The organism is Streptomyces antioxidans (assembly GCF_000968685.2).
GTDB lineage: Bacteria > Actinomycetota > Actinomycetes > Streptomycetales > Streptomycetaceae > Streptomyces > Streptomyces antioxidans.
The window spans coordinates 51,551-71,966 of the sequence record NZ_LAKD02000031.1 but is presented as its reverse complement, the minus strand read 5'-3'; the positions used below and the strand labels follow the sequence as shown (position 1 = coordinate 71,966).

General features: G+C 71.5%; 25 protein-coding genes and 2 pseudogenes. 11 read left to right on the top strand and 16 right to left on the bottom strand.

All coding sequences use genetic code 11. The features are described 5' to 3' along the window. Positions 1 to 6: 6 nt before the first annotated feature. Positions 7 to 531, bottom strand: a complete 525-nt coding sequence (locus VT50_RS13300; protein ID WP_046087807.1) for an O-acetyl-ADP-ribose deacetylase — start codon at positions 529 to 531, stop codon at positions 7 to 9. A gap of 231 nt (positions 532 to 762) precedes the next feature. Here VT50_RS13300 and VT50_RS13295 point away from each other — a divergent pair, with 231 nt between their 5' ends. Continuing rightward, entirely contained in the window at positions 763 to 1,989 is a 1,227-nt protein-coding gene (locus tag VT50_RS13295; protein WP_046087806.1) for a SpoIIE family protein phosphatase, read from the top strand. A 78-nt stretch (positions 1,990 to 2,067) separates the two neighbouring features. Here VT50_RS13295 and VT50_RS13290 read toward each other — a convergent pair whose 3' ends face one another. The 3 genes from VT50_RS13290 to VT50_RS13280 form a co-directional block, all read right to left on the bottom strand. After that, a complete protein-coding gene (locus tag VT50_RS13290) occupies positions 2,068 to 2,412 on the bottom strand; it encodes a DUF2516 family protein (protein WP_240529160.1) in 345 nt (114 codons plus the stop codon). A gap of 121 nt (positions 2,413 to 2,533) precedes the next feature. Beyond that, entirely contained in the window at positions 2,534 to 3,253 is a 720-nt protein-coding gene (locus tag VT50_RS13285; RefSeq protein ID WP_046087805.1) for a hypothetical protein, read from the bottom strand. Between the two features lie 18 nt (positions 3,254 to 3,271). Next, positions 3,272 to 3,685: a helix-turn-helix domain-containing protein gene (locus VT50_RS13280; RefSeq protein WP_046087804.1), complete on the bottom strand. Its 414-nt coding sequence runs from the start codon at positions 3,683 to 3,685 to the stop codon at positions 3,272 to 3,274. 123 nt (positions 3,686 to 3,808) lie between these two features. Between VT50_RS13280 and VT50_RS13275 the strand changes: the two genes are divergently transcribed. Further along, positions 3,809 to 4,432, top strand: coding sequence for an ArsR/SmtB family transcription factor (locus VT50_RS13275; RefSeq protein ID WP_046087803.1), 624 nt, complete (start codon positions 3,809 to 3,811; stop codon positions 4,430 to 4,432). Beyond that, positions 4,429 to 5,700, top strand: a complete 1,272-nt coding sequence (locus VT50_RS13270; RefSeq protein WP_046087802.1) for an MFS transporter — start codon at positions 4,429 to 4,431, stop codon at positions 5,698 to 5,700. Before VT50_RS13275 ends, VT50_RS13270 begins: the two co-directional genes overlap by 4 nt. A gap of 48 nt (positions 5,701 to 5,748) precedes the next feature. On the opposite strand, the pseudogene VT50_RS13265 reads toward VT50_RS13270, so the two are convergent. After that, positions 5,749 to 6,210 (bottom strand): annotated as a pseudogene (locus tag VT50_RS13265) (PLP-dependent aminotransferase family protein); the annotation flags it as partial. On the opposite strand from VT50_RS13265, the pseudogene VT50_RS13260 reads away from it, so the two are divergent. The 3 genes and pseudogenes from VT50_RS13260 to VT50_RS13250 form a co-directional block, all read left to right on the top strand. Further along, positions 6,197 to 6,712 (top strand): annotated as a pseudogene (locus VT50_RS13260) (DUF6596 domain-containing protein); the annotation flags it as partial. The pseudogenes VT50_RS13265 and VT50_RS13260 overlap by 14 nt on opposite strands. An 88-nt stretch (positions 6,713 to 6,800) precedes the next feature. Further along, complete coding sequence (locus VT50_RS13255) at positions 6,801 to 7,706, top strand: aldo/keto reductase (protein WP_046087799.1); 906 nt, start codon at positions 6,801 to 6,803, stop codon at positions 7,704 to 7,706. Between the two features lie 142 nt (positions 7,707 to 7,848). Next, positions 7,849 to 8,415, top strand: coding sequence for a GNAT family N-acetyltransferase (locus VT50_RS13250; protein WP_046087798.1), 567 nt, complete (start codon positions 7,849 to 7,851; stop codon positions 8,413 to 8,415). Here VT50_RS13250 and VT50_RS13245 read toward each other — a convergent pair. Then, positions 8,412 to 9,233, bottom strand: coding sequence for an NAD(P)H-dependent oxidoreductase (locus VT50_RS13245; protein ID WP_046087818.1), 822 nt, complete (start codon positions 9,231 to 9,233; stop codon positions 8,412 to 8,414). The genes VT50_RS13250 and VT50_RS13245 overlap by 4 nt on opposite strands. Positions 9,234 to 9,357: 124 nt before the next feature. Then, positions 9,358 to 10,107 (bottom strand): TetR/AcrR family transcriptional regulator, encoded by a 750-nt coding sequence (locus VT50_RS13240; protein WP_046087797.1) that lies wholly within the window; start codon positions 10,105 to 10,107, stop codon positions 9,358 to 9,360. Positions 10,108 to 10,228: 121 nt separating this feature from the next. On the opposite strand from VT50_RS13240, the gene VT50_RS13235 reads away from it, so the two are divergent. Together VT50_RS13235 and VT50_RS13230 are read left to right on the top strand one after the other, a co-directional pair. Beyond that, complete coding sequence (locus VT50_RS13235) at positions 10,229 to 11,257, top strand: daunorubicin resistance protein DrrA family ABC transporter ATP-binding protein (RefSeq protein WP_046087796.1); 1,029 nt, start codon at positions 10,229 to 10,231, stop codon at positions 11,255 to 11,257. After that, entirely contained in the window at positions 11,250 to 11,993 is a 744-nt protein-coding gene (locus VT50_RS13230) for an ABC transporter permease (RefSeq protein ID WP_046087795.1), read from the top strand. Before VT50_RS13235 ends, VT50_RS13230 begins: the two co-directional genes overlap by 8 nt. Positions 11,994 to 12,098: 105 nt before the next feature. Here the strand turns inward: VT50_RS13230 and VT50_RS13225 are convergent, their stop codons facing one another. Then, positions 12,099 to 12,737, bottom strand: coding sequence for an NADPH-dependent FMN reductase (locus VT50_RS13225; RefSeq protein ID WP_046087794.1), 639 nt, complete (start codon positions 12,735 to 12,737; stop codon positions 12,099 to 12,101). Between the two features lie 52 nt (positions 12,738 to 12,789). Between VT50_RS13225 and soxR the strand changes: the two genes are divergently transcribed. After that, a complete protein-coding gene (gene soxR, locus VT50_RS13220) occupies positions 12,790 to 13,254 on the top strand; it encodes a redox-sensitive transcriptional activator SoxR (protein ID WP_046087793.1) in 465 nt (154 codons plus the stop codon). A 12-nt stretch (positions 13,255 to 13,266) separates the two neighbouring features. On the opposite strand, the gene VT50_RS13215 is transcribed toward soxR, so the two are convergent. Next, positions 13,267 to 14,514 carry a GNAT family N-acetyltransferase gene (locus VT50_RS13215; RefSeq protein WP_046087792.1) on the bottom strand — a complete coding sequence of 416 codons (1,248 nt, stop codon included), beginning with the start codon at positions 14,512 to 14,514 and terminating at the stop codon, positions 13,267 to 13,269. A gap of 147 nt (positions 14,515 to 14,661) precedes the next feature. Beyond that, the gene (locus tag VT50_RS13210; RefSeq protein WP_046087791.1) at positions 14,662 to 15,297 is read right to left on the bottom strand and encodes an RsiG family protein; all 636 of its coding nucleotides are present in this window, start codon (positions 15,295 to 15,297) and stop codon (positions 14,662 to 14,664) included. A 146-nt stretch (positions 15,298 to 15,443) separates the two neighbouring features. On the opposite strand from VT50_RS13210, the gene dtd reads away from it, so the two are divergent. Continuing rightward, positions 15,444 to 15,869, top strand: a complete 426-nt coding sequence (dtd, locus tag VT50_RS13205; RefSeq protein ID WP_046087817.1) for a D-aminoacyl-tRNA deacylase — start codon at positions 15,444 to 15,446, stop codon at positions 15,867 to 15,869. Positions 15,870 to 15,982: 113 nt separating this feature from the next. Here the strand turns inward: dtd and ygfZ are convergent, their stop codons facing one another. The 3 genes from ygfZ to VT50_RS13190 form a co-directional block, all read right to left on the bottom strand. Beyond that, positions 15,983 to 16,948 carry a CAF17-like 4Fe-4S cluster assembly/insertion protein YgfZ gene (ygfZ, locus tag VT50_RS13200; protein WP_046087790.1) on the bottom strand — a complete coding sequence of 322 codons (966 nt, stop codon included), beginning with the start codon at positions 16,946 to 16,948 and terminating at the stop codon, positions 15,983 to 15,985. 9 nt (positions 16,949 to 16,957) lie between these two features. After that, positions 16,958 to 17,467 (bottom strand): Fur family transcriptional regulator, encoded by a 510-nt coding sequence (locus tag VT50_RS13195; RefSeq protein WP_046087789.1) that lies wholly within the window; start codon positions 17,465 to 17,467, stop codon positions 16,958 to 16,960. 89 nt (positions 17,468 to 17,556) lie between these two features. Further along, positions 17,557 to 18,120, bottom strand: a complete 564-nt coding sequence (locus VT50_RS13190) for a heme-binding beta-barrel domain-containing protein (RefSeq protein ID WP_046087788.1) — start codon at positions 18,118 to 18,120, stop codon at positions 17,557 to 17,559. A gap of 270 nt (positions 18,121 to 18,390) precedes the next feature. On the opposite strand from VT50_RS13190, the gene VT50_RS13185 reads away from it, so the two are divergent. After that, positions 18,391 to 18,756, top strand: a complete 366-nt coding sequence (locus VT50_RS13185; RefSeq protein WP_046087787.1) for a DsrE family protein — start codon at positions 18,391 to 18,393, stop codon at positions 18,754 to 18,756. A 106-nt stretch (positions 18,757 to 18,862) separates the two neighbouring features. Here the strand turns inward: VT50_RS13185 and VT50_RS13180 are convergent, their stop codons facing one another. From VT50_RS13180 to VT50_RS13170, 3 genes are all read right to left on the bottom strand, one after another. Further along, entirely contained in the window at positions 18,863 to 19,120 is a 258-nt protein-coding gene (locus VT50_RS13180) for a DUF3099 domain-containing protein (RefSeq protein WP_014053929.1), read from the bottom strand. 115 nt (positions 19,121 to 19,235) lie between these two features. Continuing rightward, complete coding sequence (locus tag VT50_RS13175) at positions 19,236 to 19,523, bottom strand: DUF1416 domain-containing protein (protein ID WP_046087786.1); 288 nt, start codon at positions 19,521 to 19,523, stop codon at positions 19,236 to 19,238. Positions 19,524 to 19,555: 32 nt separating this feature from the next. Continuing rightward, a complete protein-coding gene (locus VT50_RS13170; RefSeq protein WP_046087785.1) occupies positions 19,556 to 20,395 on the bottom strand; it encodes a sulfurtransferase in 840 nt (279 codons plus the stop codon). Positions 20,396 to 20,416 lie beyond the last annotated feature (21 nt).

The following is a 20,416-nucleotide window of genomic DNA, read 5'->3' as shown; positions in this document are numbered from 1 at the left end:
ATGGCTTCAGGCCGGAGGCAGCTCGTTCAGGGCCGTCTCGAAGGCGTCGTACGCGCGTTGGCCGAAGAGAACGAAACGGGCCTCGGTGACCGAAGTGTCCGTATCGCGCACGGTGGTGAGGGCGATACGGGCCGCGTCGTCGAGGGGCCAGCGGTAGACGCCCGTGGAAACGGCCGGGAAGGCCACCGTCAGGGCGCCGAGTTCGTCGGCGATCCGCAGCGAGTCGCGGTAGCAGGAGGCGAGGGTGGCCGAGCGGTCCTCGGTCGCGGAAAAGACCGGTCCGACCGTATGGATCACCCAGCGGGCGGGCAGCCGCCCGGCCGTGGTGGCGACCGCCGCACCGGCCGGAAGGCCCTTGCCGTAGTGGGATGCGCGCAGATCGCGGCATTCACCCAGAATGTCGGGTCCGCCCCGCCGATGGATGGCTCCGTCGACGCCACCCCCTCCCAACAGGGAGGAGTTGGCCGCGTTCACGACCGCGTCGACGCTCTGCTCGGTGATATCGCCCAGCACCAGCGTGATGTTCGTCATCCCGGGATTGTCTCGTGGGCCACCAAGTGCCGCATGACGTGCGGCATATGACAAAAGTACGTGCCTGGAGGTCATTCCGTGAAACCGCCGCCTAGCGCTAAGGTCGCCTGGCAGTATCCGGTACCCGCGCCCTGGCGCCACTGAAACCGACCAGTCGGTGCGTACCGGAATCCCACTCGCGCTCCACCGGTCGGCGGAGCGCGCCCTCGGGGGGAGGGAAGGAATCGAGCGATGTCCGTACCCGTGCCGAGGCAACGGGAGGCACCGGCCCAGTCGGCCGGTCCCGCCACCCTGCCCGACAACGGGCTCACCCTGCTGGTGATCGAGGACGATCCGTCCGGTGCCTTCAACGTTCCCGAGATGCTGGACACCGAGGGTAACCGGGTCCGCATCCGTACCGCCCGCAACCTGACCGAGGCCAGCCGGCTGCTCACCGACGGGGTGCAGTGCATCCTGCTGGCCCTGCCGGGCCCGTGCCACGAGGGCGTGGACTCGCTGGCCACGCTGCGCTCGGTGCTCAGGCTCGCGCCCTCGCACGCCGTCCTCGTCCTCACCGTCGAGGACGACGCCGAGCGCGCCGCCGAGGCGGTGCGGGTGGGCGCCCAGGACTTCCTCTTCCGCGGTGAGCTGGACGGCCGGATCCTCAGCCGCGCCATCCGCTACGCCGTCGAGCGCAAACGCTCCGACCTCGCCCAGCGCCAGCTCACCGAGTCACGGCTGCGCGCCCAGGAGAACGCCCGGCTGGAGCGCGGACTGCTGCCCACCCCGCTGCTGGACGGCTCGGGGCTGCGCTTCGCCGCCCGCTACCGGCCCGGCCGCAGCCGCGCCCTGCTCGGCGGCGACTTCTACGACACCGTCCGCACCCCGGACGGTACGGTCCACGCGATGATCGGCGACGTCTGCGGCCACGGCCCGGACGAGGCCGCCCTCGGTGTGGAGCTGCGGATCGCCTGGCGCGCCCTGACCTTCGCCGGGCTCTGCGGCGATCAGCTGCTCGGCACCCTTCAGCAGGTGCTGGAGAACGAACGCGCGGACGATGAGATCTTCGCCACACTGTGCACGGTCGACATCGCCTCGGACGGCCGCCGGGCCGGGGTCTGTCTGGCCGGGCACCCCTCACCGCTGGCGATCCGCCCGAGCATGGCGCCCCGGCTGCTGCCGACCGACGAGAACGGCCCGGCGCTCGGACTGCTGCCGAACGCCCGCTGGCCGCGCCGTGAGGTCGAGCTCGGCGGGGCGTGGAGCCTGATGATGTACACCGACGGGCTGATCGAGGGCCGCGTCGGGCAGGGGGTGCAGCGGCTCGGCCAGGAGGGGATGGTCGAGATCGTGGCGCGTCAGGTCGCGGAGGGACGGCGCGGCGAGGAACTGCTGGACGCGACCGTCACCGAGGTGCGCTCGCTGAACGGCGGGGAGCTGACCGACGATCTGGCGGTGCTGCTGCTGGACCGCGGCTGACCGGCCGCCGCCCGTATCCGCTCACGGTCCGTCGCCTGCTAACGATGGCTTTCGGCCGCTTGCAGCCGTGATCGGCTGTTACCGGCCGTTGAAGGGTCCGTAAGGGCCGTCGGAGCTGGAGCCGCGGCCGCGCGGCCAGCGGCGGCCACCGCCGGAGATCTGCCGCAGCGCGGGCCGGACGTCGACGATGTACACGATCGTCGCGATCAGTCCGATGATGGGCAGGAAGTCCAGGATTCCCATGAAGAAGTTCACCGCGGCCGCGAGGCCGAGGATGATCAACCAGAATGCCTTGGTCTGCTTGTTCGCCGCCCTGTACGCGTCCTCCCGGCGGATCGCCGAGTCGAAGAAGGCGAAGAGGCTGAAGAGGAGCAGGGCCCAGGAGACCCAGTACATCAGCTTGCCGAAGCCTTCAACCAGCACGCCGTCCACCGCCTAGAAGATATGTATGGGAAGCGTTCCTGCGGGCCACCGTACCCGCCCACCGGGCCGGGCACGCAGGGTATACCCGGCGTACCCGGCCCGGTCGTGGAGGTGCGCCCCCTCAGCCGGCCGACTTCGGCTCCGGCTTCTTGGCGGCGCCGGCGGGCTTGTTGCCGCGGGCCGGGGCCTTCTTGGCCTGGGAGGCCGACGAGGCCGCGGACGACTGCGCGCCCGAGTGGCCGGAGCCGCCCGAAGCGGCCGGGGTGGCCGGCTTGGCCGTGGTGCCCGACGCGGCCGGGGTGGTCGGCTTGGACGTGGACTTCGGCGTCTCCTTGGACGAGTCCACGGCGACCGACTGCGACGGCGCCTTGGACCGGGCGGCGTGGCCGTCCCGCGCCCCCTTGGGCTCGATCGCGTCGGCGATGTCGACGACCTCGTCGGCCGCCTCACCGCGCCAGTTCCGCACGACCTCCTGGCCGTGCTCGGCCACCTCGTCGTACCGCTCCCGCGCCTTCACGGCCATCTCGGCGGCCCGGCCCACACCCTGCAGGGCGAGCTCCTGCGCGGTGTCGCGCAGCCGCTTGATGTCGGTGTCGAGCGTGCCCAGCAGCTCGCTGAACTTGTCCTGGGCCCCCTTGGCCTGCTGGGAGACCCGCTCCTGCACGACCTTGGGGTCGGTGCTGCGCACCGCGTTCAGGCGCTCCGGAGCCTCCGCGACGATCTTCTCGACGAACGACGGCACCTCCTTGAGCTTCTGGGCGGCGATGTCGGCCGTGCCCGCCACGAAGTACAGCGGGGTCGGGTCGGTGAGGGTCTTGCGTACGTCGTCGGTGATGGCCATGGTGATGGTCCTCCCGGATCAGTTCGAGGGTGTGGCGACGTCGGCGCCGGTGTCGGGGGTGTCGGAGGCGTTGTCCGAGGCGGTCTGGAGTCCGTTCTCCTTGCGGAAGGACTCGTAGATCTGCAGCAGGACCTGCTTCTGCCGCTCATTGATCGAGGGGTCGGCGAGTATCACGCTGCGCACCTCGGTCTCTTCGCGGTCCCGCTCGTCGAGGATCCCCGCCTGTACGTACAGGGTCTCGGCGGATATCCGCAGTGCCTTCGCCAGCTGCTGCAGGATCTCGGCGCTCGGCTTGCGCAGCCCGCGCTCGATCTGGCTGAGGTACGGATTGGACACCCCGGCCGCATCGGCCAGCTGCCGCAGCGACAGCTGCGCACTGCGCCGCTGCTCCCGCAGGAACCCGCCGAGGTTGCCGACGTTGAGTGATGCCATGCCTCGATGGTGCAGCAGGTGTGCTAACTATTGCAAGCATTTGCTTGCAATAGTGGCGCGCGTCATGTCGCGATGTTCACAACACATCTTTTGAAACAACTGTTGTAGGTCTAATCTGCGCCTATGACCTCTTCGTCCACCACGCCCGACGAGCCCGCCGAGGAAAGGGAACGGGACGTACGGCTCGACACCGCCAGGCTGCGCGTGCTCGCCCACCCGGTGCGGCTGAACGTACTGACCCTGCTGCGCCAGCGCGGTCCGGCGACTGCCACGCGGATCGCTGATGAACTCGGTATCAACCCCGGCTCGGCGAGCTATCACCTGCGTCGCCTCGCGGCCGGCGGGCTCATCGTGGAGGAACCGGATCGCGGCACTGGACGCGAGCGGTGGTGGAGGTCCGCGCACCGTCAGTCGATCCATGACCCGGCGACCGAACCCGTGGAACAGAGCGAAGCCGGACGGGCCTACGCACAGGCCGTCGTCCTCGCCTGCGTCGACCGCCTGCAGCGGGCCGCGCAAGAAGTGCCGCTGCTTCCCGCGGAGTGGTACGAGGCCAGCACGTTCGGCGACTTCGTCCTCCGGCTGTCCCCTGCGGACGTCGAGCGGGTACGGGCCGAGATCTTCGAGGTGATCTCCCGCCACCGGCGCGCCGAGGTCGAGGCGTCCCCCGCCGCCGTCCCGGTGTCGCTGCAGGTACAGGCGTTTCCGGTGCCCGGGACCGTTGAGCTCGGCGCGGGTGACACATGACCTCGTGCGACACGGCCCCGTCCGTGCGGCCCGCGTACCGGGACACCAACGTCCTGCGCTGGCTCGCCGCCTACACCGCCTCCGTCACCGGTGACGTGGTCTACCTCCTCGCCCTCTCCTGGTCCGCCACTCGCGCCGCGGGACCGTCGCAGGTCGGTCTGGTGATCTCCGCCGGGGCGTTACCCCGGGCGGTGCTCATGCTCGGCGGGGGCGTGGTGGCGGATCGGTTCGGGCCCCGCCGGGTCGCCGTCGTCAGCGACGCGACCCGCTGCGTCGTCATTCTCGGTGCCGCAGCGGCCGTGCTGCTGATCTCGCCGAGGCTTTGGCTGCTCATTCCGGTGGCCTTGCTGTTCGGCGTGGTCGACGCGGTGTTCATGCCGACGGTGGGCGCGCTTCCGCCGCGCATCACAACCCCGGAACAACTCGCCCGCGTCCAGGGGATGCGGGGCCTTTCGATCCGGCTGAGCAATGCCGTGGGCCCTCTCCTGGCCGGGGCCGTACTCACGGCGGGCGGCGCGGTGGGCGCGTTCGCAGCCGCCGGTTCGCTGTTCGCCATCTCCCTGGCCCTGCTGCTCACGGTGAAAGTCTCGCCTTTGCCCGCGCCCCGGCAACGCACGTCCGTCCACCGTGAGTTGGGCGACGGCCTGCGCTATATCCGCAAGCATCAGCTGCTGGGACCACTGGTCACGGTGATCGGCCTGAGCGACATGTGCTTCAGCGGCCCGGTCGCCGCCGGTCTGGTGCTCTTGGCGGACGAACGCGGATGGGGCGCCGCGGGCATGGGGTGGATCGCGAGCGCGTTCAGCGTCGGAGCCGCGGTTGCCGCGCTGCTGCTCACGGTGCGGACTCGTATCCCACGTGCCGGGCTGGCGATGTCCGGCGCGTTGTTCATCACGGCCGTGGGAGCGGTCGCCCTGGGGAACGCGCGGTCTCTGCCCTTCGCCGTCGCGTTCGGCGCGTTGATCGGCTTGACGAACGGGATCACCGCGACGGTGACCGGTGCCCTGGTCCAGACGGAGACCGACCCCCGGTATCTGGGCCGGGTCACCTCGGTCACGACTCTGTGCGCACTGGGGCTGGCCCCGGTCCTCTTCCCCGTCGTCGGCTTCACGGTGGCCGCGTGGGGCGCCGCTGTGTTCTTCACCGTCTGCGGCGGGATCTGCCTGGTCGCCGCGGTGTTCGGGATGTCCGCTTCAGTGTTGCGCCGTGCCGAGCTCCAGGACGGCAGCCAGCTCCGTCGCCGAAACCCCGGGTCGGGGTCCTCGTAGGGCGACAGTCGACGTGACGGGTCACCGCCGGGTCCGGCCCAGCGGGCATCAGTCGGTGACGCGGTCTTCCGGCGTGGAACGGGCGAGTTCGACGAGCGTGCCCAGCGCTCGGGCGAGGACGTCCCGAGCGGGCGAGGCGAGCCCCAGGCGGACGGCGTTGGGGGCGTGGTGGCCGTTGACGGTGAACGCGGCGGCGGGCACCACCCCGATGCCGTGCCGCGCGGCGGCGGCGACGAACGTGTCAGCGCGCCATGGTCGGGGCAGCTGCCACCAGCAGTAGTAGGAACGCGGATCAGTTCGCACGGCGAAGTCGGCGAGGTGCCCGGCGGCGATCCCCTGCCGTACCGCCGCTTCCCGCTGCTTGGCCGCCACCAGCTTCTGCACGGTGCCGTCCCGCTGCCAGCGGTGGGCGGCCTCCAGCGCGAAGCGCATGGGCGTCCAGCCGCCCGACCGCAGGGAGGCGGCGATCTCACCCGTCAGGGCGGTGGGCGCCACCGCGAAGCCGTTGGAGTTCCAGTCCTCCCGGATCGGGGCGCGTACCGGCCCCGGCGGTGAGCCGGTGCTGCTCGCCGACCAGAACCGCACCAAGTGGAACCGCCTGCTCATCCGCCGGGGGGTCGAGGCCCTTCAGCGGGCGGGCCGGGGTCCGTACTCCCTCCAGGCCGCCATCGCCGCCTGCCACGCACGGGCGATCCGCTACGAGGACACCGACTGGGCCGCCATCGCCGCCCTCTACGGCCGGCTGATGGCGCTGGCCCCGTCCCCGGTGGTGGAGCTCAACCGGGCGGTCGCCGTGGCGATGGCGGAGGGGCCCGCGGCGGGTCTGGGACTGGTCGAGGCGCTGGCGGACGAACCGGCCCTCAAGGACTACCACCTGCTGCCGAGCGTCCGCGGGGACCTGCTGGAGCGGCTGGGGCGGCATGCGGAGGCCCGGGCGGAGTTCGCCCGGGCGGCGGCCCTGACCCGTAACGCCCGGGAACGGGCGCTGCTGCTGGAGCGGGCGTCGGGCTGAGCTGAACTCGTCGGATTGGTTCGTCCCTGTGCTCGCGTCGGGCTGAGCCGATCTTGTGGTTCGGGCGAAGAGGTGCGCATGCTGCCCCATGAACTCATCCTTCTCCCCCTTGTTCGCGTCGTCGTACACCTCCTCACCGGCCGGTCGGCTGGGCTTCGGGGCCATGCAGCTGCCGGGGCGGTGGGGCGGTCCGGCCGTCGAGCGGGCCACGGCCGTGGCGGTCGCGCGGCGCGCCGTGGAGCTGGGCGTCCGTCATATCGACACCGCCGCCTTCTACTTCTCCGCCACCGAGCGGGCCAACGACATCCTGCGCGAGGCGCTGCACCCGTACCCCGGGCACCTCACCATCGCCACCAAGGTCGGGCCGCTGCGCACGGCGACGGGGGAGATGTACGGGGAGGCGCGGCCGGAGCAGCTGCGGGGGCTGGTGGAGGAGAACCTGCGGCAGCTGGGCGTGGACGCGCTCGACCTGGTCCATCTGCGGGTGGGGCGGCTCAGGGCGGTGGGCGGGGTGCCGATCGGGGAGCGGTTCGGGGCGCTGGTGGCGCTGCGGGAGGAGGGTCTGGTGCGGGAGGTCGGGGTGAGCAATGTGAGCGCCGAGCAACTGGCCGAGGCCCGCGCGATCGCGCCCGTGGCGGCGGTGCAGAACCGGTTCGGGGTGCTCGATCAGGCCGACGGGGCGCTGGTGGACGAGTGCGCCGCGGCCGGGATCGCCTATATGCCGTTCTTCGCGCTGGGCGGCGGCCACACCGGCCTGGAGAGCGAGAACCTGCGGACGGTCGCGGAGCGGCACGGCGCGACCGTGCACCAGACCGCCCTCGCCTGGGGCCTCGCCCGCTCACCCGCGATCATCCAGATCCCCGGCACCAGCTCACCGGCCCACCTCGAGGAGAACATGGCGGCGGCGCGGATCGCGCTCGACGAGAAGGACATGGCGCTGCTGGAGCCGGTGGGGTCGGCGGGGCCGGTGGGGCCGGTGGGGTCGGTGGGCTGACACCCGACGGGCGGACGGGCGGACGGGCGGGCGGTTGGGACGGGTGGGACCGGCCGTGACCTGGGCGCGAGGCCGCTGTCGTACCCCCGTGGTCGAATGTCGGAAGACGGGCGCAGGGCGCGCCGACGGTGGGAGGTGGCCGATGTCCGGTGGGGCGAGCGGGGTGCGGGTGCGGCTCGAGCCGTGGGAGGACAGCGCGCTCTGCCTCGAGCTGCTGCGCCGTGTCAACAGCCCGGAGATGACGAGTCACCTGGGCGGGCCGGAGAGCGAGGAGCGGCTTCTGGTCCGCCATCGGCGGTATGCCGAGCTGACCGGGCCGGGCGCCGGGCGGATGTATCGGATCGTGCTGTCGGAGACCGCGCCGCCGGAGCGGGGCGAGGGCGACGAGGGGGACGGGACGGCGGGCAGCATCGGGTTCTGGGAGCGGTCGTGGCGGGGTGAGTCGGTGTACGAGACCGGCTGGGCCGTGCTGCCGTCGTTCCAGGGGCGGGGGATAGCGGCCGCGGCCGCGAGGGAGGTGGCCCGGGCGGCCGCGGCGCAGCGGACCCATCGGTATCTGCACGCGTATCCGTCCGTCGGCCACCCCGCGTCGAACGGGGTGTGCCGCAAGGCCGGGTTCACGCTGCTCGGCGAGTGTGAGTTCGAGTATCCGGTGGGGGCGATGATGCGGTGCAACGACTGGCGGCTGGAGCTGTGGCCGCCCTCTTAGCCGTTCCGGGCGCTCTCGGTGTTCCGGGCGGCTTCGGCGGCCGGGGTGCGGGGCCGTGCGTAGTGCACGGAGAGGCCGGTGCGGCCCGGCAGCAGGTCGGGGCGGAGCACCAGGCGCTCGTCGTAGTCCCCGCCGTTCTGGCGGCGGAACGGAATCGGCTCCTCGGTCGGCAGGGCGGCCAGCCGCTTCCGCAGCCCGGCGGCATGGGTCTCGTACGCCCCGGCCGGGACCCGGTCCGCGCCGTACACCACATACGGCGGCAGCACCGACATCCCGCTGTACCAGAAGGTGCCGTGGTGCAGCGGGAACAGCAGGTCGCCGAGCTCGCCGTTGACACCGCGCGGCCCCACGGTGGCCTCGGGCGCCCCGGCGGTCAGGACCACCATGGCGCGTTTACCGGCCAGTTTGCCGTCCCCGTAGCGCAGGGTGCGGCCGTCCGGCCCGGTGACCCCGTAGGCGAAGCCCTTGACGAAGACACGGTCGAACCAGCCCTTGAGGATGGCGGGCATGCCGTACCACCACAGGGGGAACTGCACGACGAGCGCATCGGCCCAGGCGATCTTCTCCTGCTCGGCGCGGATGTCCTCGCTGAGCGCCCCCGCGTCATGGGCGCGCCGCGAGGCGGCCCCGACGATGAGGCGTTCGTCCGGGTCGTGCCGGAAGTCGGCGCCGTCCACCACGGGGTTCCAGCGCATCGCGTAGAGATCGGACAGCCGGTACTCATGGCCCGCCTCGCGCAGGGCGCGCAGCCCCTCGTCGCGCAATGCCCCGCTGAGGGACCGCTGTTCGGGGTGGGCGAATATCCACAGCACGTTCATGTCCACCATGCTCGGAAACCGGCCCCGGCCCGACGAGTGGCCGGATGGCCAGGATGTACAAGAATCCGGCCAGTCCGGTGGGCGTGGGACGCACCCCCACGCGACGTGCCCGCGCACCGGGCGGTCAGCCCCGCGAGCTGATCAGCGCCTCCACACCGTCGAGGATCCGCTCCAGGCCGAAGACGAACTCGTCGTCGGGGCCGCCCGGAGTGTCGAACTCCCCCGTCCGCAGCGCCGCCGTCACCGCCGGGAAGCGCTCGGCGTCGGTCAGCTTCTCCAGCAGCCTGGCCCAGGCCGCCATCGAGGACTCGATGCTCTGCCCGCTGCGCCGGTGGGCAGCCAGGAGGTCGAAGGTCATCCGCACCTCGTTCCGCACGAAGCCGCTGACCAGCATCAGTACGGAGACCTTCTCGCCCTCGCAGAGGTTGCTGCGGCGCAGACAGGCCAGTCCGAGCTCCATCCAGGCCACCGAGTTGGGCGTCGAGGGCGGGGCGCTGATCGGGATGTTCACCACCCACGGATGGCGGGCCATGGCGGTGCGCAGCGCCCGGGCCCAGCCGGTGAACCCGGTCCGCCAGTCCTCCGCCGGTTCGCCCGGCGGCGGTGGGCCGTAGGCCGCGTCCTCCATCAGCGTCAGCAGCTCGTCCTTGGCCGAGACATAGCGGTACAGGGACATCGTGGAGACGCCCAGCTCGGCCGCGACCCGGCTCATGGAGACCGCGCCGAGGCCGTCCGCCGAGGCGATGCCCACGGCGGCGTCGACGATCCGGCCCAGGGTCAGCCCGGGGCGGGGTCCCTTGCCCGGGCGTTCCCGCAGTCCCCAAGCGGCCTCGATGCTCGACGGCAGGCCGGTGCCGCTCTCCTCGGTGGCCATGGCCTCAGGGTCCTCCGTACGTACCTGCGCTGATGGTGGCTCGATTGACCGCCATCCTAGAGTTGTGTATACCCTACGCAGTAGCGTGTATGGCATACACAGAAAAGGGAGCGGGGGAGTCATGGCCCATCGACCAGCCATCGAGGCGAGTGGCCTCGAGAAGTCCTATGGGGCGGTGAAGGTGCTCGGAGGCGTCGATCTGTCGGTCCCGCCCGGCAGCGTCTTCGCGCTGCTCGGCCCGAACGGGGCGGGCAAGACGACGACCGTACGGATCCTGGCCACGCTGACGCCGCCGGACGCCGGCCGGGCCCGTGTCGCGGGCTTCGACGTCGTCGCCGAACGCCGCCGGGTCCGCCGCGCCATCAGCCTCACCGGGCAGTACGCCGCGGTGGACGAGACGCAGACCGGCGAGGAGAACCTGCGGATGATGGGGCGGCTGACCCGGCTCGGCCGCGCCGAGGCCCGCGCCCGCGCACACGAACTGCTGGAGCGCTTCGACCTCACCGGCGCCGCCCGGCGCACCGTGGGCACCTACTCCGGCGGGATGCGCCGTCGGCTCGACCTCGCCGCGGGCCTGGTCGGCCACCCCGAGGTGATCTTCCTGGACGAGCCGACCACCGGACTCGACCCGCGCAGCCGACAGGCCATGTGGGAGGTGGTCAAGGGGCTGGTGACGGACGGGGTGACGGTCTTCCTCACCACCCAGTACCTGGAGGAGGCCGACCAGCTCGCCGATCGCGTCGCCGTGGTGGACGGCGGCCGGGTGGTGGCCGAGGGCACCCCGGCCGAACTCAAGGAGCGCGTGGCCGGGCAGCGGCTGGACCTCGTGCTCGGCGACATCGCGGGGTACCAGTCGGTCGCGCGCCACCTCGGCGTACGGCTCGTCCGGAGCGACGCCGACCGGCTGACGCTGGGCGTCGCGACGGACGGCAGTGCCGCCCAGGTACGTGCGCTGCTCGACGAGATCGACCCGGAGCGGCGCGCCGTGGACCGCTTCACCGTGCACAGCGCCACGCTCGACGATGTCTTCATGGCCCTGACCGGCCATGGCGCGGGGAGCGGCAGCCGTAACGGCGGGGGCGAGGGCGGTACCGCTACCGGCGGTGCGACGGGAGAGAAGACGGGAGAGAAGGAGACGGCCGGTGTCTGACGCGATCGTTCTGACCGGCCGCACCATCCGGCTGAGCAGGCGCAATCTCGACGCGGTGCTCACCGCCATGCTGCTGCCGATCATGCTGATGCTGGTCTTCGTCTACTTCTTCGGCGGCGCCATCCACACCGGCACCGAGTACGTCACCTATGTCGTCCCCGGGGTGATGCTGCTGTGCGCGGGCTTCGGCTCGGCCAACACGGCGGTCACCGTCACCAATGACATGGCCGGTGGCATCATCGACCGCTTCCGGTCGCTGGACATCGGCGGCACTCCGATCCTGGCGGGCCATGTGGCCGCGAGCGTGCTGCGCAACACGGTCGCGACCGCGATCGTCTTCGGGGTGGCCTTCCTCATCGGCTTCCGGCCGGACGCCGGTCCGCTCGACTGGCTGGCCGTGGCCGGGATCCTGCTGATGTTCATCCTCGCGATCTCCTGGCTGTCGGCCTGCTTCGGGCTGATCGCCAGGTCGCCGGAGGCGGCGGGTGGATTCACCTTCCTGATGATGTTCCTGCCCTATCCCAGCAGCGCGTTCGTGCCCATCGACACCATGCCGGGCTGGCTGCACGGGTTCGCGGAGCACCAGCCGGTCACCCCGGTCATCGAGGCCCTGCGGGGGCTGCTGCTGGACCGGCCGGTCGGCGACAGCGCCTGGCAGGCCCTGGTCTGGTGCGGCGGAATCCTGGCGGTGGCGACCGGGCTGTCGGGCGTGCTCTTCCGCCGCCGCACCGCCTGAGCCGCACCGCCTGGGCCGCCCGCCCGGCTGAGCCGCCGCACCGGCGGGCCGCTGGGCCGCGCTTCCCGGCGGCGCCGTCAACGGGGGTCGGCGCCGCCGGGCGGATCAGCTGCCGTACGGATGGGTGGCGCGGGCCGTGCGCAGGGCCCGTGCCCACCATGTGAGCTGGTCGAGCATCGCCCCGGCGGCGGTGTCCGGGCCCACGGGGTCCGTCAGTTGGCCGTCCTCTCCGAACAGCCCGCCCGCGTTATGGAAGCTGACCGTGTCCCGGACGGTCACGGCGTGGACCTCGGCGAAGACCGGCCGCAGATGCTCGACCGCGCGCAGGCCCCCGGAGATGCCGCCGTAGGAGACAAAGCCGACCGGCTTGGCCTGCCACTGGGTGAAATGCCAGTCGATCGCGTTCTTCAGGGAGGCGGGGTAGCTGTGGTTGTACTCGGGCGTGACCACGGCGAACGCGTCGGCCGCGTCCAGCCGGGGCGTCACCGCCCCCAGGGCCGCGCTGTCCTCGGGGCCGGGCCGGTGGGTCAGGGCCGTGGGCAGCGGGGTCTTCGCCAGGTCCACGACCTCGACGGTCAGATCGGAGCGGAGCGCCGCATGACCGGCGAACCAGTCCGCGACCTTCGGCCCGAAGCGGCCGTCGCGGGTGCTGCCGATGATGATGGCGAGCCGGATGGGGGAGTCGGTGTCGGAGCCGGACACGGGGGTGGTGGTCGCCGTCAGGACGGCGGTGTCTGTCGTCATGGGACGAGCCTCGGACTTAAACGAAGGTTGAAGTCAAGCTACCCTCGGCACTATGACGCAATTGACCTGGAAGACCCATGAGCTCACGGTCGGCGATCTCGCACAGCGCAGCGGTGTGCCCGCCTCCGCGCTGCGCTTCTATGAGCGCGAGGGCCTGATCCACAGCCGCCGCACCTCGGGCAATCAGCGCCGCTACACCCGTGACACCCTCCGCCGCGTGGCCTTCGTCCGCTCCTCTCAGCGCGTCGGCATCCCGCTGGCGAGGATCCGGGAGGTCCTCGGGCTCTTCCCCGAGGACCATGTCCTCACCAAGGAGGACTGGGCCCAGATCTCGGCATGCTGGCGCGCGGACCTCAACGAGCGCATCGAACAGCTGGAGAACCTCCGCGACCACCTCACCGACTGCATCGGCTGCGGCTGTCTGTCGATCGACAAGTGCGCGCTGGCGAACCCCTACGACCGGCTGGGCGAGCAGGGCACGGGCGCGCGCCGACTGCTCAAGTCCAGCTGCTGCTGAGCACCGGGCGCCTCAGAAGACATCGGGGCACCAGGGGCGGCGCGGGGTCCGCAGCAGCCGGTCCGCCAGCGCCGCGGCGCCCGGGGACTCCTCGGCTATCCGGCCCAGCGAGGCGAGCCGGACCGCCGACTCATCGCCCAGCCACAGGGTGCCCAACTCGGCGATGTCCATGGTCAGATCGGCCGGGCGGGCCGTGGTCGCGCACGCCGCGCCGTCGGGGCCCGCCTCCAGGAAGTACCGGCCCCCGGCCAGCCCGGCGGCGTCGTGCAACTCGAGCACCAGCGAGCCCTCGGCCGGGTACGTACGGGTCTCGAGCAGCTGGGGCACATCCAGCGGGCGCAGCCACAGCCAGTCGGCATGCGTGGTGATCTGGGCCGCGCGGGGATCGCCGAGCAGCAGCGGAAGCAGATCGTCGGGGGCGCGCGGGCCGGTGTTGACCCGGGTCACCCAGTCGACCGAGAGCAGGAAGTGCCACAGCGACCGCTCGGCGGCCGGGGTGACTCCGATCAGCTCGAGCACGGTGGCGGTGCTGTGCGGTCGCTTGTTGCCCTCCCAGCGGTTGTCCGCCGTATAGGCGAGCAGTCCGTCCACCGAGCCGTCGGGGGAGCGGTAGAGCGCGTAGAACGGCTCGGTCCAGGGGCGGTTGGGGAACTGCCGCTGGCCGGTGGCGGTCTGCCACCAGTGGTCCGGGCGGTCGATGACGCCGTGCTGCCGGGCGCGCAGCCGCTCATGCAGGGCGGGGCCCAGCTTCCGCACCTCGTCGGCGTCGGTGAAGTCGACCCGGCCGCCGTCCACCGGGGCGGAGTGGCGCGGGTCGAGAGCGGCCCGGGGGACGTCCACCTGCCATTCGGTGATCCAGGTGGCCGGACCGAAGCCATACCGCCCGTAGATCGGATACTCGGCCGCGATCAGGGTGGCCACGGCCTCGCCCCGCTCCTTGGCGGCCCGCAGATCGTGGTCCATCATCCGGCTGAGCAGCCCCCGGCGGCGGTGGGTGGCCGCCACGGCGACATTGCTGACCGCATCGGCGGGGACATCCGCTCCGCCGACGGCCGTCAGCCGCTGAGCGAAGCTGCGGAGGGTGGCCACGCACCGGTCCCCGTCGAAGACACCCTGCGTACGGGAGAGGTCGATCTGCTCCCGGCGCAGCTCCACCTCTTCCTTCGGTGCCTCCGGCGGACGGAGAAAGCCGGTGTTGAGCGTGACGGTCCATGGGGATAGATCGGAATCGGCGAGCGGGGTGCGGAGTTCGAGGGCCATGCGCACACGCTAAGCGTCCGCCGCGACCAGCCGCACGCCGATTTCCACAGCCCTCGGACCAGGTCCTTTCATCACACCGCGCCCTGTGGACAACTCGGCGAGCACCCGCCCCCCGACGGGAGCGGCCCACGAGCCCCCGGCCGCCGCCTACGCCAGCAGGTCGTCCACCTGCGCCTCTCCCTCGCGGTACCGGCGGGCGATCTCCGCGCTGCAGCCGTCCGCCGTGCGCTGGAGCTCCTGCCGCCGCCGTGAGACCTGCCGCTCATGGCCGACGAGGCGGGCCATCGCGCCGTGCAGCTCCTCGTCCGTACGGGCCCGCAGATCGGACAGGCCCACCTCGGCCAGCATCTCCTCGGCCAGCCGCTCGTACTCCGCGTCCTGTGGCGTCCCGAGCGTGACGTGCCGGGCCGAGGAGCGGTGCCGTGACGGGAGGTCCGCGAGGATCTCCGGCAGCCGGTCCACCAGCGCGGCGGGCGGCTGGGCCGTGGCCGCCGCGGGCGCCGGGTCACGGCGGTGGCCCAGCTCGGCGCGGAGGATGTCGATCCGCCCCTGGAGCAGTCTGCGCAGATAGCTCAGGTCCGCCTCCTCGCGCTGCGCCGTGCGGCGCAGCGCCCGCAGCTCCGGCAGCCGCAGCACGTTCAGACCGCTCGCCGCCGACGCGGACGTCACGGCCGGTGCCGTCACGGCGGCGGAGTCGGCCAGCCGCCCGCCGCGCTGGCTCGGCGGCCGCGGCGGCAGCAGGCCCTCGGTGGCCATGGGCTGGCCGGTGCCCGATGTGGTCATTGGTGTCCGTCCCCTCCAGCGATGCGTCGTTCCCGCAGTTCCTGCCCGCCTGCACCGCCTGCACGCATCGTGCCACCAGTGATGCTCCCTGTGCAGCGGCTCTCCACCCGTTCGGCCCCGGATGGACGCACGGCATGATGGTCGCCATGCGTGCTGTGGTACAGAGAGTGGACGGGGCGAGCGTCGTCGTGGACGGCGAGACGGTCGGCGAGATCGTCGGCCAGGGGCTGTGCGTACTGGTCGGGGTGACCCATGACGACACCCCGGAGAAGGCGGCCCAGCTCGCCCGGAAGCTGTGGTCCGTAAGGATGCTCCACGACGAGAAGTCCTGCTCGGACGTGGCCGCCCCGCTGCTGGTCATCAGCCAGTTCACGCTCTACGGCGACGCCCGTAAGGGACGCCGTCCCACCTGGAACGCGGCGGCGCCCGGCGCGGTAGCCGAACCGCTCGTCGACGAGGTGGTGGCCCAGCTGCGGAAGCTGGGCGCACAGGTGGAAACGGGCCGGTTCGGAGCGGCCATGAAGGTCTCGCTCACGAACGACGGCCCGTTCACGGTGCTGGTCGAGGTCTAACCGGACCGCGGGGCCCGGCGGAGGCGTACGGGCGGCCGGTTCAGGGCTCAACGACCGCCTTCACGGCCTCAGGCTCAACGACCGCCTTCACGGCTCCAGACGCGACGACCGCCTCACGGCTCCACGACCGTCTCCTGCGCGGCGGCCGTGGAGTCCGCGATCAGGTCCGCGTCCACCGGCACATTGCGCTTGACCAGCGCCAGCGCGATCGGTCCCAGCTCGTGGTGGCGGGCTGAGGAGGTGATGAACCCCAGCTGACGGCCCTCCTCGCCGTCCGAGGCCAGCCGTATGGGCGCGCCGTGGGACGGCAGCGTCACCTCGCTGCCGTCGAGGTGGAGGAAGACCAGCCGACGCGGCGGCTTCCCCAGGTTCTGCACCCGGGCGACGGTCTCCTGACCGCGGTAGCAGCCCTTCTGGAGGTGGACGGCGGAGCCGATCCAGCCCAGCTCGTGCGGGATGGTGCGGTGGTCGGTCTCCAGGCCGACCCGCGGCCGGTGGGCCTCGACCCGCAGCGCCTCGTACGCCAGCACCCCGATCGGCGGGCCGCTCTCCTCGGCGAAGGCGGTAAGGCGCTCACGGGGCAGGAAGAGGTCCCGGCCGTGCGGGGTCTCACGGACGACGGCGTCCTCGGGGGAGTCGGTGATGCTGCCCGCCGGGAGGTGGACGACCGCGTACTCATCGGTGCGGTCCGCGATGTCCACCCGGTAGAAGAACTTCATGCTCTCCAGGTAGGCGATCAGATCGCCCTGGCTGCCGGGCTCCACATGGGCCCAGGTGGTGTCGCCGTCGTCGACGAGGTAGAGCGCGTGTTCGATGTGGCCGTGGGCGGAGAGGATCAGGGCTTCGGTGGCCCGGCCCGGCGGTAGTTCGCTGACGTGCTGGGTGAGCAGCAGATGCAGCCAGCTGAGCCGGTCGGCACCGCTGACCGTGACCACTCCGCGGTGCGAGAGGTCCACGAAGCCGGTGCCGTCGGCGAGCGCGCGCTGCTCGCGGAACAAGTCGCCGTAGTGGGCGGCGACGCCTTCGTCGGGGCCCTCGCCGGGGACGGCGCCGGGCAGCGACAGCAAAGGGCTCTTCATGAACTCAGCCTACGACCTGTGGGCTCGGCCCTCACCGGAGCGGTTTTCCGCCCCGCCTCCACCGATCCGTCCGGGGCCTCCGCCGGCCTCTCCGGCGCGCTGCCGGGCGGAGCAGGAGGCACACCGGCCGAAGATCGCGAAGTGCTTCAGATCGGTGTCGAAGCCGAAGTCCGCCCGCAGCTGCCGGGTGAAGGCGTCGGCCACGGAGACATCGGCCTCGATCACGTCCGTGCAGTCACGGCACACCATATGGATGTGATGGTGCCGGTCGGCAAGGTGGTACGTGGGGGCGCCGTGGCCGAGATGGGCATGGCTGACCAGGCCCAGCTCCTCCAGCAGCTCCAGCGTGCGGTAGACCGTGGAGATGTTGACGCCGCTCGCGGTGCGGCGCACCTCGGTGAGGATCTCATCCGGAGTGGCGTGCTCCAGATGATCGACGGCTTCGAGCACGAGCTGGCGCTGCGGGGTCAGGCGGTAGCCGCGCTCCCGCAGATCGCTCTTCCAGTCGGTGGTCGCCACGGTGCAAGTGTAGGCGGGCCCGCGACAACCGGCCGTACGCACGGGGGAGAACCGGACGCGCTACGGAGGGGCCCGACCCGGCGGGGAGCTCAGCGGAAGAAGGCGATCCCGTCGTCCGGCAGGTCCTTGAGGTCCTTGGCCCACTCCCGGGGGTCCACGACCTTCTTCAGATGCGCGGACATGTACGGGCGCAGCTCGACCTCGGGGGTGGCCTTCTCGCCGACCCACATCAGATCGCTGTTGACGTAGCCGTACAGCCGCTTGCCGCCCGAGTACGGGGCCGCGTGGGCGGTCCGCGCCACGGCGTCCGTCGCCAGGTCGATCTGCGGCTTGCCCTCCGCGAGCTCGCCGTACCAGACCTCGATGATGCCCTGGTCGCGGCTCATCACGACCTCGACCTTACGGTTCTTGTCGATCCGCCAGTAGCCGGACTCGGTCTCCAGGGGGCGGACCTTCTTGCCCTCGGAGTCCAGCACCCAGGTGTGCGAGACGTACTCGATGAAGTCGCGGCCGTCGTGCGTGAAGGTGGCCTCCTGGCCGAAGTTGCACTTCTCGGCCCCGGGGAAGTCCGAGACGCCGGCACCTTCCCAGTTGCCCAGGAGGAAGGCGAGCGGCACGAGGTCCGGGTGGAGGTCGGACGGAATCTGGATCATGAATTCAGGCGATCTGTCGAGGGGCGAGCCGTGGTGGCGGGGCGGGAGCGGTTCAGCGCTGGCCCTGGTACAGCTTCTTCCAGGTCAGCGCGGCGAAGCCGAGCGTGGCCACGGCGACCAGGATCATCAGGGTGGTGAAGACTGCCTCAAGCACGAGCGCGCTCCTCGGAACGGATGACGGACCCCACCGAGTCTAGTCGCCGCCGGGACGGCCGGTGGCGACAGGGCCGTGCGGCGCCGGGCCCCGGGCGCCGAGCCTAAGGTTGGCGCATGGCGAAGAAGCTGGTGATCAAGGTGACGGCGGGCGCGGACGCTCCCGAGCGGTGCTCCCAGGCGTTCACGGTGGCGGCGGTGGCCGCGGCGAGCGGGGTCGAGGTCTCGCTCTGGCTGACCGGGGAGTCGACGTGGTTCGCACTGCCGGACCGGGCCGCGGAGTTCGAGCTTCCGCATGCCGCACCGCTTCCGGATCTGATCGACGGCATCCTTACGGGCGGCGGGACGATCACGGTGTGCACACAGTGCGCCGCGCGCCGGGAGATCGAGGAGAAGGATCTGATCGAAGGTGCCCGGATCGCGGGCGCCCAGGTCTTCGTGAGCGAGATCATGCCGGACGGCGTCCAGGCGCTCGTGTACTAGCCCGTGTGCGAGAGGGGCGTCTGACCCGTCGTGACGCCCGCGGCGGGCTGTTCGGCGCCGCGGTGAGGCGTCGCCCGGCCGGGCCGGTCAGCGGGTGTGCCCATGGTCAGTGCCGGTGGTTGTGCTCGTCCAGCTCCCGCCACCACCGGTCGGACTCCTCGTCCCCCGATTCGTCCCACCACCGGTCGTCCGGGCCCCGGCGGTTGGCGACGATCGCCGCCAGCGGCGGGATCACCATGGCGACGATGCACATCGCGACCGCGGCGGGGACGGACCACAGGCGCACAAAGGCCCACGCCGAGATGAAGAGCGTCAGACACGCGCCCATCAGGAAGAAATATGCGTGGCGGCGTCGCGCGTACATATGTCCAGCGTACGTCCGGGACCGCCGCGCCGACAGACGGAGGGCCGCACCCCGCCAAGGCGTCCAACCCCGGGGTGCGGCCCTCCGGCCGTGACTCACGACGCGCCGTGGCGCGTCAGACGGCGATGGCGACCTCCGCCAGCCCGCCCTTGTGGGCGACGACGGTACGGTCCGCGGTGCCGCCGGGAACCAGGGCGCGCAGCGTCCACGTGCCCTCCGCGGCGTAGAAGCGGAACTGCCCAGTCGCGGAAGTGGGGACCTCGGCGGTGAACTCGCCGGTGCTGTCCAGCAGCCGGACGTAACCGGCGACGGGCTCGCCGTCGCGGGTCACCGAACCCTGGATCGTGGTCTCACCGGGCTTGACCGTCGAGGCGTCGGGGCCGCCGGCCTTGGCTCCACACATGGATGTCCGTCCTTACGTTCGGGGGAGGGGGGTCAGCCGTCGGAGCCGAGCTCCACCGGCACGCCGACCAGCGAGCCGTACTCGGTCCAGGAGCCGTCGTAGTTCTTGACGTTGGGCTGGCCGAGGAGCTCGTGCAGGACGAACCAGGTGTGAGCGGAGCGCTCACCGATGCGGCAGTAGGCGATGGTGTCCTTCGACAGGTCCACGCCCGCGCCCTCGTAGATCTCCTTGAGCTCGTCGTCGGACCGGAAGGTGCCGTCGTCGTTGGCCGACTTCGACCACGGGATGTTGCGGGCGCTCGGGACGTGGCCCGGACGCTGCGACTGCTCCTGCGGAAGGTGGGCCGGGGCGAGCAGCTTGCCGGAGAACTCGTCGGGGGAGCGCACATCGACCAGGTTCAGCGAGCCGATGGCGTCCACGACCTCGTCGCGGAAGGCGCGGATGGCGGTGTCCTGCGGCTTGGCCTGGTACTCGGTCCGTGCGCGGGTCGGCACCTCGGCGACCAGGTCGCGGGAGTCCAGCTCCCACTTCTTGCGGCCGCCGTCGAGCAGCTTGACGTCCTGGTGGCCGTAGAGCTTGAAGTACCAGTAGGCGTAGGCCGCGAACCAGTTGTTGTTGCCGCCGTAGAGGACGACCGTGTCGTCGTTGCCGATGCCCTTCTCCGACAGGAGCTTCTCGAAGCCGGCCTGGTCGACGAAGTCACGGCGCACCGGGTCCTGGAGGTCCTGCTTCCAGTCGATCCGGATGGCGTTCTTGATGTGGTTCTTGTCGTAGGCCGAGGTGTCCTCGTCCACCTCGACGATGACCGTCTTGGGGTCGTCGATACGGGCCTGGACCCAGTCGGCGTCCACCAGGACGTCACTGCGGCTCATGTTCTCTCCTCCGGGGCAGTT